This is a genomic window from Stenotrophomonas sp. PS02289 (genome assembly GCF_029960115.1).
Lineage (GTDB): Bacteria > Pseudomonadota > Gammaproteobacteria > Xanthomonadales > Xanthomonadaceae > Stenotrophomonas.
Map to the genome: position 1 here is coordinate 1 of NZ_JASCOZ010000143.1, position 11,326 is coordinate 11,326.

An 11,326-nucleotide genomic window follows, 5' to 3' on the forward strand; every position below is an offset into this window, starting at 1 on the left:
GCCGTTGGCCGGCCCAGGCGGTAATGAGGGCCGGCTAACAGCCGGCGCTACCGATTCCCATCAATCTGCCATTACAGCGCTTCGAACACACCCGCCGCGCCCATACCCGTACCGATACACATGGTCACCATGCCGTACTTCTGCTGGCGGCGACGCAGGCCGTGCACCAGGGTGGCGGTACGGATCGCGCCGGTGGCACCCAGCGGGTGGCCCAGGGCGATGGCACCGCCCAGCGGGTTGATCTTCGACGGGTCCAGGCCGCAATCACGAATCACCGCCAGCGACTGCGCGGCGAAGGCTTCGTTGAGTTCGATCCAGTCCAGCTGGTCCTGGGTCAGGCCCGCCTGCTTGAGCGCCTTCGGGATGGCGGCAATCGGACCGATGCCCATCACTTCCGGGCGCACGCCCGCCACCGAGAAGCTGACGAAGCGCGCCAGCGGCTTCAGGCCGTAGTCCTTCACCGCCTGTTCCGACGCCAGCAGCACCGCCGCCGCACCGTCGCTCATCTGCGAAGAGTTGCCGGCCGTCACCGTGCCGCCGAACTGGCCGTTGCGGAACACCGGGCGCAGCTTGGCCAGGCCTTCGGCGGAGGAATCCAGGCGCGGGCCTTCGTCGGTGTCGACGATACGGTCGCGGGTGATGATGCGGCGACCGTCGGCCAGGTCCGGGGTGCGGGTGCGCACGTCGTACGGGCTGATCTCGTCCTTGAACTCTCCGGCCTGGATGGCGGCGATGGCCTTCTGGTGCGAGGCGAGGGCGAACGCGTCCTGCTCTTCGCGCGAGACCTTCCACTCTTCGGCGACCTTCTCGGCGGTGATACCCATGCCGTAGGCGATGGCGACGTGATCGTTGTCGAACACGCTCGGTGCCATCGCGATCTTGTTGCCCATCATCGGCACCATCGACATCGACTCGGTACCGCCGGCCAGCATCAGGTCGGCGTTGCCCAGGCGGATCTGGTCGGCGGCCATGGCCACAGCCTGCAGACCGGACGAGCAGAAGCGGTTCACGGTCTGTGCGGCGATGGTGTTGGGCAGGCCGGCCAGCAGCACGCCGATGCGTGCCACGTTCATGCCTTGCTCGGCTTCGGGCATGGCGCAGCCGATGATGGCGTCGTCAATGCGGTTCACGTCCACGCCCGGTGCCTGGGCAACCACGCTCTTGAGCACGTGGGCGAGCATGTCGTCGGGACGGGTGTTGCGGAATACGCCCTTGGGTGCCTTGCCGACCGGGGTACGGGTGGCGGCGACGATGTAGGCGTCCTGGATCTGCTTGGTCATTGCGGTGATCTCTCTATTAGTTACGCAGCGGCTTGCCGGTCTTCAGCATGTGCGCGATGCGGGCCTGGGTTTTTTCCTGCTGGGCCAGTTCGACGAAGTGCTTGCGCTCCAGGGTCAGCAGCCACTCTTCGTCGACCACGGTGCCGCGATCCACTTCACCGCCGCACAGCACGGTGGCGATACGCACGGCGATCTCGTAGTCGTACGGGCTGATGAAGCGGCCTTCCAGCATGTTGACCAGCATCATCTTGAAGGTCGCGATGCCGACGTCGCCGGCCACCTGGATGCGGCGTGCCGGCATCGGCGGACGGTAGCCGCCTTCGGCCAGCGCACGCACTTCGGCCTTGGCGATGTACAGCGCTTCAAAGCTGTTGAACACGACCTTGTCGGTCGGGCGCATCAGCCCCAGCTCCTGCGCATTGACGGCAGAGTTGGAGACCTTGGCCATGGCCACGGTTTCAAACGTCTTCTTCAGTTCGGCAAACACGTCGCCGCCCGGGCCAGCGGCCTGCGAAGCACGCACCGCCAGTTCCTTCAGACCACCACCGGCCGGCAGCAGACCGACGCCGGCTTCGACCAGGCCGATGTAGCTTTCCAGTGCGGCCACGCTCTTGGCGCTGTGCATCTGGAATTCGCAGCCGCCGCCCAGCGCCAGGCCGCGCACAGCGGTCACCACCGGCACCAGCGAATACTTGATCGCCTGGCTGGTGCGCTGGAAGTTGTGCACCATCTCTTCGAACTGATCGACCTTGCCGGCCTGCAGCAGGCCGAGCGCGCCGGCCAGATCGGCACCGGCGGAGAAGGGTTCCTTCTGCTGCCAGATCACCAGGCCCTGGAAGCCCTGCTCGGCGCGCTTGATCGCTTCCTGCAAGCCGTTGAGCACGTGGTCGGAGACGGTGTTCATCTTGGTCTTGAAGCTGACCACGGCAATGCCGTCGCCGTCGTGCCACATGCGCACGCCGTCGTTCTCGAACACGGTTTCGCCCGGGCTGAAGGTCTCACCCAGCAGCGGATCCGGGAAGCGCTGACGCTGGTACACCGGCAGCGCCGAGCGCGGCAGCTTGGCGTTGCGCGACGGGCTGTAGCTGCCTTCGGCGGCGTGCACGCCGTCACGGCCATCAAACACCCAGTCCGGCAGCGGCGCGCTGCTCATGCTCTTGCCCGCAACGATGTCGTCGGCGATCCACTGCGCGACCTGCTTCCAGCCGGCGGCCTGCCAGGTTTCGAACGGGCCCAGCGACCAGCCGTAGCCCCAGCGGATGGCGAGGTCGACGTCGCGCGCGGTTTCGGCGATGTCGGCCAGGTGGTAGGCGCTGTAGTGGAACAGGTCGCGGAAGGTCGCCCACAGGAACTGGGCCTGCGGGTGCTGGCTTTCGCGCAGCTTGGCGAACTTTTCGGCCGGGTTCTTGATCTTCAGGATCTCGACCACTTCCGGCGCGGCGGTGCGGTCGGCCGGGCGATAGTCCTGCTTCTCCAGGTCCACCACGACGATGTCCTTGCCGACCTTGCGGAAGATGCCGGCACCGGTCTTCTGGCCCAGCGCGCCCTTGGCGATCAGCGCGTCCAGCCACTTCGGCGACTTGAAGTACTCGTGCCACGGGTCATTCGGCAGGGTATCGCCCATGGTCTTGATGACGTGGGCCATGGTGTCCAGGCCGACCACGTCGGAGGTGCGGTAGGTGGCCGACTTCGGGCGGCCCACCAGCGGGCCGGTCAGGCCGTCCACTTCGTCAAAGCCCAGGCCGAACTGCTGGGTGTGGTGGATGGTGGACAGGATCGAGAACACGCCGATGCGGTTGCCGATGAAGTTCGGGGTGTCCTTGGCGTAGACCACGCCTTTGCCCAGGGTGGTGACCAGGAAGGTTTCCAGGCCTTCCAGCACCGCCGCGTCAGTGGTGGTGGCCGGAATCAGCTCGGCCAGGTGCATGTAGCGCGGCGGGTTGAAGAAATGCACGCCGCAGAAGCGATGGCGCAGCTGCTCGGGCAGCACGTCGGCCAGCTTGTTGATGCCCAGGCCCGAGGTGTTGGAGGCCAGCACCGCATGGTCGGCCACGAACGGGGCGATCTTCTTGTACAGGTCCTGCTTCCAGTCCATGCGTTCGGCAATGGCCTCGATGATCAGGTCGCAGTCCTTCAGCTGTTCCAGGCCGGTCTCGTAGTTGGCCGGGGTGATGGCTTCGGCGTAGGACTTGCTGGCCAGCGGGGCCGGGCTCAGCTTGCCCAGGTTGGCAATGGCCTTCAGCACGATGCCATCGGCCGGACCTTCCTTGGCAGGCAGGTCGAACAGCACGGTGTCGACACCGGCGTTGGTCAGGTGGGCGGCGATCTGGGCACCCATGACGCCGGCACCCAGCACGGCGGCGCGGCGGACTAGCAGGGAATTGGACATGTCGATAAGCCTTTGGTGGTCTGTTTAGCCGGGCAGAGCCCGGCTCTACGGGGGATCGGGCGCGGGCCCGGCGTTACGGGGTGGAAACGGGCGAGGCGGCTGCGCTGGCGCGGAAGCCGGCTTCGGCGAAATGAATGAGTTCGTGGGCGGCATGGGCACGATGCGCCGCTTCGGTGACACCGGCGGGTCGCTTGATCAGCCCGAAGTCGGCCATGGCGTAGGTCAACGAGCCGGCCAGGAAGTCCAGTCGCCAGTACAGCTCTTCCTTGCTCAACTCCGGCAAACAGGCCGCGATGGCCTTGCCGAAGTCGCGCAGCACATGGCCGTAGTGGTCGGACAGGAACTTGCGCAGGTTGTCGTTCTTTTCCGCGTAGGCGCGGGCGATGACGCGGACGAAGGCTCCGCCGCTCTGACGGTCCTGGGCCATGGCCAGGGCCGGCTCCACGAATGCGGCCAGCACCGGGCGAAGCTGGCCGGGGTGGTCGCGGCGGGCGGTGTCCAGCTGGGCCAGGCGCGCCGTGGTCATTTCATCCATGCGGCGGCGGAACACCTCGTTGACCAGGTTTTCCTTGGAGCCGAAGTGGTAATTCACCGCCGCGATGTTGACGTCGGCCTGGCTGGTCACCTGGCGCAGCGAGGTGCCAGCAAAGCCGTGCTGGGCGAACAGCTCCTCGGCGGCCCCGAGAATGCGGTCCTTGGTGGAGAAGTGGGCGGGCTTGGCCATGGGTAGGGCAGGGTTCAATCAAACGATTGTTTGATATTAGACCCAGCCCGGTCCGCTGGCATGCTGCGTCGCAGCAGACTGGTTGGCCGGCGCTTATCCACCTGAATGCGGCCCGTTGTCATGCCGCGCGCGGACGCTGTAGAATTGACGCACGTATATCAGGCTAAGCCCGCGTTTTGACGCGGGTTTTTTTCATGTTACTCTCGGGTCGATCAGTGGCCCGCCCAACGGAGAACCTCCCATGGCGCTGGAGCGCACCCTTTCCATCATCAAGCCCGACGCGGTTGCCAAGAACGTCATCGGCGAAATCTACGCCCGCTTTGAAAAGGCTGGCCTGAAGGTCGTCGCTGCCAAGTACAAGCAGCTGTCGCGCCGCGAAGCCGAAGGCTTCTACGCCGTGCACCGCGAGCGTCCGTTCTTCAACGCGCTGGTGGAGTTCATGATCTCCGGCCCGGTGATGATCCAGGCGCTGGAAGGCGAAAACGCCGTGCTGGCCCACCGTGACCTGCTCGGTGCCACCAACCCGAAGGACGCTGCGCCGGGCACCATCCGCGCCGACTTCGCCGAATCGATCGACGCCAATGCCGCCCACGGCTCGGACTCGGTCGAGAACGCTGCTGTCGAAGTCGCCTATTTCTTCGCCGCCACTGAAGTGGTCTCGCGCTGAGAGTAATGCCGTGAACGAGGTCGTACAGCCCACCGCCGCCATCCAGCCGTTGCCGAAGACGGCACCGACTGCTGGCAAGCAGAACCTGCTCGACCTCGATCGCGAGGGTTTGGAGCGCTTCTTCGCCGAGACCCTCGGCGAAGCGCGCTACCGTGCCCATCAGGTCATGAAGTGGATCCACCACCACTACGTGACCGACTTCGACCAGATGACCGATCTGGGCAAGGCGCTGCGCGCCAAGCTGCAGGCGCACGCTGAAGTGATTGTGCCCAACATCGTGTTTGAAAAGCCCTCCAACGACGGCACCCACAAGTGGCTGCTGGCGATGGGCACCGATGGCAAGAACGCCATTGAAGCGGTCTACATTCCCGACAAGACCCGCGGCACGCTGTGCGTGTCCTCGCAGGTCGGCTGCGCGCTGAACTGCACGTTCTGCTCGACCGCCACCCAGGGCTTCAACCGCAACCTCTCCACCGCCGAGATCATCGGCCAGGTGTGGGTCGCCGCGCGCCATCTGGGCAACATTCCGCACAAGCAGCGCCGCCTGACCAATGTCGTGATGATGGGCATGGGCGAGCCGCTGATGAATTTCGACAACGTCGTGCGCGCCATGAGCGTGATGCGCGACGATCTGGGCTACGGCCTGGCCAACAAGCGCGTGACCCTGTCGACCTCCGGCCTGGTGCCGCAGATCGATCGCCTCTCCGCCGAAAGCGATGTCTCGCTGGCGGTCTCGCTGCATGCGCCGAACGATGAGCTGCGCGAGACCCTGGTCCCGCTCAACAAGAAGTACCCTATCGCCGAGCTGATGGCATCGTGCGCCCGCTACCTGCGCGCCAACAAGCGCCGCGAGTCGGTCACGTTCGAATACACCCTGATGCGCGGCATCAATGACACTCCCGAGCACGCCCGCCAGCTGGCGCGGCTCATGCGCCAGTTCGACAACGCGGTGCAGACGTCGAACGCGGGCAAGGTCAACCTGATTCCGTTCAACCCGTTCCCGGGCACGCGCTACGAGCGTTCGGACGATACCCAGATCCGCGCCTTCCAGAAGATCCTGCTGGACTCGAAGGTGCTGACCATGGTGCGGCGTACCCGTGGCGACGACATCGATGCCGCCTGTGGCCAGCTCAAGGGCCAGGTCATGGACCGCACGCGCCGCCAGGCCGAATTCAACAAGACCCTGCAGGGCGGGAAAAACCGGAATGCCGCTGCCTGACCTTCGATTGCCAGCCGTTGTCTTCGTCGCGCTGGCATTCGCTGGCTGTGGCGGCAACAAGGGTTTCAAGATTCCAGACAATGTGCGGGGCGTCGCGCCGGATTACACCGCGCGTGACAACGCTGACGTTCGCAAGCGCTTCGCCTACCAGGACCAGGTGACGCTGGCGGCCGAGGCGTTGCGCATGGGTGACCTGCCGCTGGCCGAAAAGCGCGGGCGCTCGGCCCTGAAGATGGATGCCACCCGTCCTGAGGCCTACCTGGTGCTGACCCAGCTGGCCAACGCGCAGGGCAGGGATGCCGAGGCGGGCGAACTGCTGCGTAAGGCTGTCGAGGTCGCTCCGCATCGCGGCGACGTCCTCAACAATTATGGCGCGTGGCTATGTACACATGGCCGTCCCGCCGAGTCGCTGGTGTATTTCGATCAGGCGCTGGCTGCGCCGGGCTACAGCACGCCGGCCGCTGCGCTGGCCAACGCCGGGGGCTGTGCGCTCGACGCGGGCGAGGCGGACCGGGCGGTACGGGACCTCCGCAAGGCCTTGGCACTGGCTCCCACCAACGCCTACGCGTTGGAGTCGATGGCTCGCAACGAGTACACCCAGGGGCGCTTTTTCGAGGCCCGGGCCTTCGTGCAACGGCGTTTGGCGGCTGCACCGGCCACGCGTTCCGTGTTACAACTTGCCTCTGATATCGAGGCGCAGCTGGGCGACGCAGTGGCATCGGGTCGCTATCTGCAGCGAATTCGCGACGAATTTCCGCAGGACGCGGCTCCTAATTCCCGGGGTTGAAGCATTGTGATTGATGACCAGACTGTGAACGCTTTTGACGCTGCGGCCGGATGCGGAGCACGACTCCGTCAGGCGCGGGAAGCGGCCGGACTGACCCTTGAAGCCGTAGGCAAAAACCTGCGCATGCCGGTCCAGGTGGTGAAATCCCTGGAGTCCGAGCAGTGGGATCGCCTCGGCGCTCCGGTGTTCGTCCGCGGCCAGCTGCGCAGTTATGCCCGTCTGCTCAAGGTCGACCTGGGCGACGCGTTGGAGCAGGCCCACATCGGACCGGTCGTTCCGCCGGAACTGGTCAGTCACACGCATACGCCGCGGGCGCGCCGCATTGCCGAGAGCCTGGGGCGTCGTGCCCTGTACGTGGGCATCACCGCCGTGCTGGCGGTGCCGGTGTGGTTTGCCACCCGGGGGCACTTCGACAACAGCAGCAACACCCCCAATACCGCATCGCTGGATGTCATTCCGGCGGCCGTCCCGGTCGCGGGTGGTTCCGAGCCCGATGCGCCGGCGGCACCCGCAGCCGCACCGGCCCCCGCATCGACCACGCCTTCGGCTCCCTACCTGGCCTCGCTGACCCCGGTGCCACGCCCCGCCGCCAGCGCGCCGGTCGCGACCGGCGGCACGCTGAATCTGCAGTTCAAGGGCGACAGCTGGGTCGACATCACCGGTCCGGATGGCACCACCGTGGAAAAAGCGTTGATCAAATCCGGCGAGTCGCGCAGCTTCCCCCCTGGCCAAGTGGCCCGCATGGTGCTGGGCAATGCGTCGGCGGTGGAGGTTCAGCAGGGCGGCGCTATCGTCGACCTTTCGCCGTATCAGCGAGCCAACGTGGCACGCTTTACGGTATCCTCTGACGGTTCCGTGGTTCCGGTTTCACACTGAGCCGCGGCTCCCGTTCAACAACCCAATTCAAATGGTCCCTCCTGATGGGCAGGGGCGAGAGTACGCATGGCGATCGACGACCTGCTCGACGAGCACGAACAAAGTGAACGCGTCCGCGGCTGGCTGCGGAAAAACGGTGTCAGCATCATTGCCGGTGTGGCCATTGCCATTGGCGGCATCACCGGCTGGCAGTGGTGGCAGAAGCAGCAGGGCAACGAGCTGGCCAACGCCAACGTGCAGTACCAGGCGGTCCTCAAGCAGCTGCAGGACAAGAAGCTGGACGAAGCGGCCAAGGGCGTGAAAGCGCTCGAAGGCGGCAAGTCCTCGCTGTATGCCGACCTGGCTGCGATGCAGCTGGCCAAGGCCCAGGTGGATGCCGGTCAGAATGACGCCGCCCTGGCGACCCTGCGGGCCATCAAGGCCGAGCCGGAATTCAAGAATGCCGTCGACCAGCGTATTGCCCGCCTGCTCATTGCCGGTGGCAAGAGCGACGAAGCGATCAAGCAACTGGGCGCGGCGAGCGACAGCGCCAGCCTGGAGATCCATGGCGATGCACTGATGGCGGCCGGCAAGCGCGACGAAGCGCGCGGCCAGTATGAGAAGGCGCTCAAGACGCTGGACGTGGCGGCGCCGCAGCGGCGACTGCTGGAAATCAAGGTGATGGATGCCGGTGGCACGGTCACCGATCGTGCGGAGTCGGCGTAAATGAAGCAGATGGTCATGATCAAGCGCGTTGCCACCCTGGTGCTGATGGGTGTGGCGCTGTCCGGTTGCAGCACCGTCAAGGGCTGGTTCGCCGGCAAGGACGCTGAAGCCAAGAAGGCGCAGGAACCGGCTGAGCTGGTCAAGTTCGAGCCGACCGTGAAGGTCGAGAAGATCTGGAGCACCGGCCTGGGCAAGGGCGAAAAGCGCATTGGCGTGCGCCAGGGCCCGGTGGTGGCTGACGGCCGCGTGTTCGCCGCGGCGATCACCGGTGGCGTGCAGGCGCTGGACCTGCAGACCGGCAAGACCGTGTGGACCTACGAACCGGCCAAGGTCAAGAAGCAGCCCAAGCTGCGTCTGTCCGGCGGCCCCGGCGTGGGCGAGGGCCTGGTGGTGATCGGCACGCTCGACGGCCAGGTCATCGCGCTGGACGCCAACGACGGCACTGAAAAGTGGCGTGCCAAGGTGCCGGGCGAAGTGATCTCGGCCCCGGCCATCTCCCAGGGCCTGGTCTTCGTGCGCAGCAACGACGGCCGCGTGACCGGCTTCGAGGCCTCCAACGGCACCCAGAAGTGGTTCAACCCGCGTGAGCTGCCCGCCCTGACCGTGCGCGGCAACGCGCCGGTGGTGGCCGGTCCGGGCGTGCTGTTCATCGGCAACGATGACGGCAGCGTCGCGGCGCTGGCCATGCAGGACGGCCGCACCGTGTGGGACCAGATGATCGCCAATGGCGAGGGCCGTACCGAACTGGAGCGCATGTCCGACGTGGACGGTGCCCCGGTGCTGGAAGGCAACACGCTGTATGTGAGCAGCTTCAAGAACCAGACCATGGCCATTGAAGGTCCGACCGGTCGTCCGCTGTGGGCGCGCGACCATGGCGGTGCCGGTGGCGTCGCCCTGACCTCGGGCAACGTGTTCGTCACGGACAGCAAGGGCGGCGTGTTCGGCCTGGACAAGATGAGCGGCACCGCGATGTGGTCGCAGACCGGGCTGGCCCGGCGCACCCTGACCGGTCCGGTCATCCAGGGCGATTACGTTGTGGTCGGTGACTATAAGGGTTATGTGCACTGGCTGCGCACCGAGGATGGCCAGATGGCCGCCCGCGCCAAGACCGGCGGGGATGCCCTGCGGGGCGCGCTGGTGGTCGCTGATGGGATTCTGCTTGTGCAGAACGTTGATGGAAAGCTGACCGCCTTCCGGTTGGCAAACTAAGGAGTTACCGCGATGCTGCCTTTGGTCGCCCTGGTTGGACGGCCGAATGTCGGCAAGTCCACCATTTTCAATGCGCTGACCCGTACCCGTGACGCCCTGGTCCATGACCAGCCAGGCGTCACCCGGGACCGCAACTATGGTGTGTGTCGCCTGGACGAGGACAATCATTTCCTCGTCGTCGACACCGGCGGTATCGCCGAGCAGGAAGAGGGTCTGGCCGGTGCTACCGCACGCCAGGCCCGCGCCGCCGCCGCCGAGGCCGACCTGATCCTGTTCGTGGTCGACGCCCGTGACGGCACCTCGGCACTGGATGACGAAATCCTCGCCTGGCTGCGCAAGCTGTCGCGCCCGACGCTGCTGCTGATCAACAAGATCGACGGCACCGACGAAGACGCGGTCCGTTCGGAATTCGCACGCTACGGTTTCAGCGAAATGCTGACCGTCTCTGCCGCGCACCGACAGGGTCTGGACGATCTGCTCGATGAGGTCGTGCAGCGCCTGCCGGAAGAGGGCAGTGGCGAAGAGCTGGACAATGATCCGGCGCGCATCCGCATTGCCTTTGTCGGCCGCCCGAACGTGGGCAAGTCGACGCTGGTCAATCGCATCCTCGGCGAAGAACGCATGATCGCCTCGGAAGTGCCGGGGACCACGCGTGACTCCATCGCCGTGGACCTGGAGCGCGACGGTCGCCAGTACCGCCTGATCGATACCGCCGGTCTTCGCCGCAAGTCGCGCGTTGACGAGGTGGTCGAGAAGTTCAGCGTGGTCAAGACCCTGCAGGCCATCGAGCAGTGCCAGGTCGCAGTGCTGATGCTGGACGCCAGCGAGGGTGTGACCGACCAGGACGCCAGCGTGCTGGGTGCGGTGCTCGACGCCGGCCGCGCCCTGGTGGTGGCGATCAACAAGTGGGACGGCCTGACCGAGTACCAGCGCGAGCAGGCCGAAACCCTGGTGTCGCGCAAGCTCGGCTTCGTGCCGTGGGCGGAGAACGTGCGCATCTCGGCCAAGCATGGTTCGGGCCTGCGCGAGCTGTTCCGTGCCATCCACCAGGCCCATGCCTCGGCCACGCATGAGTTCAGCACCAGCGAGGTCAACAAGGCGCTGGAAATGGCGTACGAGTCGAACCCGCCGCCGGCCATTCGCGGCCACGTCTCCAAGCTGCGTTACGTGCACCCGGGTGGTTCCAATCCCCCGACCTTCATCGTGCACGGCACCCGCCTGAAGGACCTGCCCGAGTCGTACAAGCGCTACCTGGAAAACTTCTTCCGCAAGCGTTTCAAGCTGATCGGCACCCCGGTGCAGTTCATCTTCCGCGAGGGCACCAACCCGTACGAAGGCAAGAAGAACGTGCTGACCGAACGTCAGATCGCGCGCAAGCGCCGCCTGATGAAGCACGTCAAGGGCAAGTAAGCTGTAGAGCCACGCCCTGCGTGGCTGCGCGGTACCAGGTGGGTCGAAGCCACGCAGGGC

Annotated in this window: 10 protein-coding genes; 7 read left to right on the top strand and 3 right to left on the bottom strand. The window is 65.8% G+C overall.

Annotation, left to right across the window (positions count from 1 at the left end; translation table 11 throughout):
• Nucleotides 1-71: 71 nt before the first annotated feature.
• The 3 genes from QMX83_RS16595 to QMX83_RS16605 all read right to left on the bottom strand — a co-directional run bounded on the left by QMX83_RS16595 (nucleotide 72) and on the right by QMX83_RS16605 (nucleotide 4,393).
• Entirely contained in the window at nucleotides 72-1,280 is a 1,209-nt protein-coding gene (locus QMX83_RS16595) for an acetyl-CoA C-acyltransferase (protein WP_282297742.1), read from the bottom strand.
• A 16-nt stretch (nucleotides 1,281-1,296) separates the two neighbouring features.
• Nucleotides 1,297-3,669, bottom strand: a complete 2,373-nt coding sequence (locus tag QMX83_RS16600) for a 3-hydroxyacyl-CoA dehydrogenase/enoyl-CoA hydratase family protein (protein ID WP_282297743.1) — start codon at nucleotides 3,667-3,669, stop codon at nucleotides 1,297-1,299.
• A gap of 73 nt (nucleotides 3,670-3,742) precedes the next feature.
• Nucleotides 3,743-4,393 carry a TetR/AcrR family transcriptional regulator gene (locus QMX83_RS16605; protein ID WP_282297744.1) on the bottom strand — a complete coding sequence of 217 codons (651 nt, stop codon included), beginning with the start codon at nucleotides 4,391-4,393 and terminating at the stop codon, nucleotides 3,743-3,745.
• 241 nt (nucleotides 4,394-4,634) lie between these two features.
• Here QMX83_RS16605 and ndk point away from each other — a divergent pair, with 241 nt between their 5' ends.
• From ndk to der, 7 genes are all read left to right on the top strand, one after another.
• On the top strand, nucleotides 4,635-5,060 hold the full coding sequence (gene ndk, locus QMX83_RS16610; protein WP_282297745.1) for a nucleoside-diphosphate kinase: 426 nt from the start codon (nucleotides 4,635-4,637) through the stop codon (nucleotides 5,058-5,060).
• A gap of 10 nt (nucleotides 5,061-5,070) precedes the next feature.
• Nucleotides 5,071-6,279, top strand: coding sequence for a 23S rRNA (adenine(2503)-C(2))-methyltransferase RlmN (gene rlmN, locus QMX83_RS16615; protein ID WP_282297746.1), 1,209 nt, complete (start codon nucleotides 5,071-5,073; stop codon nucleotides 6,277-6,279).
• Nucleotides 6,266-7,066, top strand: a complete 801-nt coding sequence (locus QMX83_RS16620; protein WP_282297747.1) for a tetratricopeptide repeat protein — start codon at nucleotides 6,266-6,268, stop codon at nucleotides 7,064-7,066. The genes rlmN and QMX83_RS16620 overlap by 14 nt, the downstream gene beginning before the upstream one ends.
• Before the next feature lie 6 nt (nucleotides 7,067-7,072).
• Nucleotides 7,073-7,942 carry a RodZ domain-containing protein gene (locus tag QMX83_RS16625; protein WP_282297748.1) on the top strand — a complete coding sequence of 290 codons (870 nt, stop codon included), beginning with the start codon at nucleotides 7,073-7,075 and terminating at the stop codon, nucleotides 7,940-7,942.
• A 66-nt stretch (nucleotides 7,943-8,008) separates the two neighbouring features.
• Nucleotides 8,009-8,647, top strand: a complete 639-nt coding sequence (locus QMX83_RS16630; RefSeq protein ID WP_282297749.1) for a tetratricopeptide repeat protein — start codon at nucleotides 8,009-8,011, stop codon at nucleotides 8,645-8,647.
• Nucleotides 8,648-9,856: an outer membrane protein assembly factor BamB gene (gene bamB, locus QMX83_RS16635; RefSeq protein WP_282297750.1), complete on the top strand. Its 1,209-nt coding sequence runs from the start codon at nucleotides 8,648-8,650 to the stop codon at nucleotides 9,854-9,856.
• Nucleotides 9,857-9,868: 12 nt separating this feature from the next.
• Nucleotides 9,869-11,266, top strand: coding sequence for a ribosome biogenesis GTPase Der (gene der / locus QMX83_RS16640; RefSeq protein ID WP_282297751.1), 1,398 nt, complete (start codon nucleotides 9,869-9,871; stop codon nucleotides 11,264-11,266).
• The last annotated feature ends 60 nt before the right edge of the window (nucleotides 11,267-11,326 follow it).

Bases quoted from the DNA above. Each gene is read 5' to 3' on its own strand.
- QMX83_RS16595 (WP_282297742.1), bottom strand. From the start codon at position 1,280: ATGACCAAGCAGATCCAGGACGCCTACATCGTCGCCGCCACCCGTACC.
- QMX83_RS16600 (WP_282297743.1), bottom strand. From the start codon at position 3,669: ATGTCCAATTCCCTGCTAGTCCGCCGCGCCGCCGTGCTGGGTGCCGGC.
- QMX83_RS16605 (WP_282297744.1), bottom strand. From the start codon at position 4,393: ATGGCCAAGCCCGCCCACTTCTCCACCAAGGACCGCATTCTCGGGGCC.
- ndk (WP_282297745.1), top strand. From the start codon at position 4,635: ATGGCGCTGGAGCGCACCCTTTCCATCATCAAGCCCGACGCGGTTGCC.
- QMX83_RS16620 (WP_282297747.1), top strand. From the start codon at position 6,266: ATGCCGCTGCCTGACCTTCGATTGCCAGCCGTTGTCTTCGTCGCGCTG.
- QMX83_RS16630 (WP_282297749.1), top strand. From the start codon at position 8,009: ATGGCGATCGACGACCTGCTCGACGAGCACGAACAAAGTGAACGCGTC.
- bamB (WP_282297750.1), top strand. From the start codon at position 8,648: ATGAAGCAGATGGTCATGATCAAGCGCGTTGCCACCCTGGTGCTGATG.
- der (WP_282297751.1), top strand. From the start codon at position 9,869: ATGCTGCCTTTGGTCGCCCTGGTTGGACGGCCGAATGTCGGCAAGTCC.